The sequence below is a fragment of the Polaribacter sp. 2305UL8-11 genome (genome assembly GCF_058147165.1).
Genome location: NZ_JBYVJW010000084.1, coordinates 1 through 244 on the forward strand (window position 1 = coordinate 1; position 244 = coordinate 244).

1 protein-coding gene is annotated in these 244 nt (G+C 39.8%); it reads right to left on the bottom strand.

All coding sequences use genetic code 11. The annotated features are described in order from the left end of the window. A partial coding sequence (locus tag ACY2RW_RS16280) for an ATP-binding cassette domain-containing protein (RefSeq protein ID WP_490123781.1) occupies positions 1–244 on the bottom strand: 244 nt, incomplete at both ends.

The window sequence follows — 244 nt, forward strand, 5'->3', positions numbered from 1 at the left end:
TAGTATTGACCCCGTCAAGATTTACACGACTTAGTACCTCATTGACACGCGTTAACATTTCAGCTTTGCTTTGTTTTGTAAACATACGTAACGGAAACATGATGTTCTCTTCTATGGTCATAGAGTCAAACAATGCACCTCCTTGAAATAACATGCCTATATCTTCTCGGAGCATGCGTTGCTGCTCTTCGTTCATTTCTAGGATGGACTGTTTATTGTATAAGATGTCTCCTTCTTCGGCTTT